Source organism: Flectobacillus sp., assembly GCF_049240685.1.
Taxonomy (GTDB): Bacteria; Bacteroidota; Bacteroidia; order Cytophagales; family Spirosomataceae; genus Flectobacillus.
Genome location: NZ_JBMLSD010000269.1, coordinates 1 through 1,702, shown reverse-complemented (window position 1 = coordinate 1,702; position 1,702 = coordinate 1). Strand labels below are relative to the sequence as shown.

At 37.4% G+C, this 1,702-nt stretch carries 1 protein-coding gene; it reads right to left on the bottom strand.

What is annotated here, in order from left to right; all coding sequences use genetic code 11:
- Window positions 1-362 precede the first annotated feature (362 nt).
- Window positions 363-1,400 (bottom strand): phenylalanine--tRNA ligase subunit alpha, encoded by a 1,038-nt coding sequence (gene pheS, locus ACOVQ4_RS12375; RefSeq protein ID WP_421820954.1) that lies wholly within the window; start codon window positions 1,398-1,400, stop codon window positions 363-365.
- Window positions 1,401-1,702: the final 302 nt, after the last annotated feature.

Sequence of the window (1,702 nt, the reverse complement as noted above, 5' to 3'; positions counted from 1 at the left end):
TTTAGCATTGGGCATCTGACAAAAATATATCTATTGTTACTAAAAAACAATTTAACACGTTTTGCCTTGTACTTGATGTATCGTGCCTTCAACCCAAAAACTTAAATATAATTCTGCACGAATACTTTTATACCAGTATGATGCAAACGGAACATTTCGCCTTTCAACGTCAAAAATAGCAAAATAGGTCGTTGTATTTACTGTGGTTTTAGTTAAAATGTGTTAAAATGCCTATTTTATACTTGCGATTTACCTGTTTTTGTTAAAGACATGAAAAAATTCGATACGCTTCTTTCACAAAAACTTTCTAGCAAACAAGAAAAAACCTCACAGGGGGTATCTGTGAGGTCTATCTATAGACATTAGACACCTTCAAACTGACGTAGGAATCTTACGTCGTTCTCCGTAAAAAGCCTTAAATCTTTGATGCCATATTTCAACATTGTGATACGTTCGATTCCCATGCCAAAAGCAAAGCCTGTATATTCTTTTGAGTCGATACCACAGTTTTCTAGTACGTTTGGATCTACCATGCCCGAACCAGCGATTTCTACCCAGCCAGTATATTTACAAACATTACAACCTTCGCCTTTACAAATCAAACATGAAATATCAATTTCGGCAGAAGGTTCGGTGAATGGAAAATATGAAGGACGATAACGCACCTTCGTATCTTTACCAAACATTTCTTTGGCAAAATGGTAAAGTGTATCTTTAAGGTCTTTGAACCCTACATTTTTGTCGATATAAAGGCCTTCTACTTGGTGAAATAAGCAGTGAGCTCGCGCCGAAATGGCCTCGTTACGATACACACGACCTGGCATAATAGAGCGCAATGGAGGCTGTTTTTGTTGCATCAAACGAATTTGGACATTTGATGTATGTGTACGTAACAACACATCATCAGCAACATCCCCTCCTTTTTTCTCTATAAAGAAGGTATCTTGCATTTCGCGGGCAGGGTGGTTTTCGGCAAAGTTTAGCGCTGTAAAGTTGTAGAAATCCGTCTCGATTTCGGGACCATCAGATACATTGAAACCCATTTTTTCAAAAATCTCAATGATTCTTGCACGAACTACACTCAATGGATGCAATGTACCGTTTTCTTGAGGAATCACTGGTAAAGTCAAATCAAACTCAATACTAACAGAACTATCAGACGAAGCTTCCAACAAAGCCTGCATCTCATTAAATTTATTCTGAGCAAAGTCTTTCAGACCGTTTAATTGCTGACCAATCTCTCGGCGTTGTTCTGCTGGAACATTTTTTAGTCCATCAAAAAGCTCCCCAATCACACTCTTACGTCCTACATAAGCTATGCGGAATGATTCTAGCTGCTCTTTGCTGTCAATTACATAAGCTTCCACCAGCTGATGAATCTCTTGAATTTTCTCTTGCATCTATTCTAAATATCTTAAGTAAATGGCTTTTTCATTCCCAAAAACCTTGAATCTTCAACATCATGATGTTCAAGAATAATTATTGGGTCTGCAAAATTAACAATTTAAGCCAAAGCAACGAGGATTTAAGGAGAGGTTTTTCAGAAGTTATTGGGAAATTGAAAGAGTAAGCACAAAGACGCTATTGGTTAGTAAGCAATTGCGCCGAATGAGGTTTAGGTTTGCAGGCAATAGGCTTTAGGCATTAAGCTATAAGCTAAAGAAAAAAAGGCGTTTTATGAAAGTATAAAGACCTTTTGCCT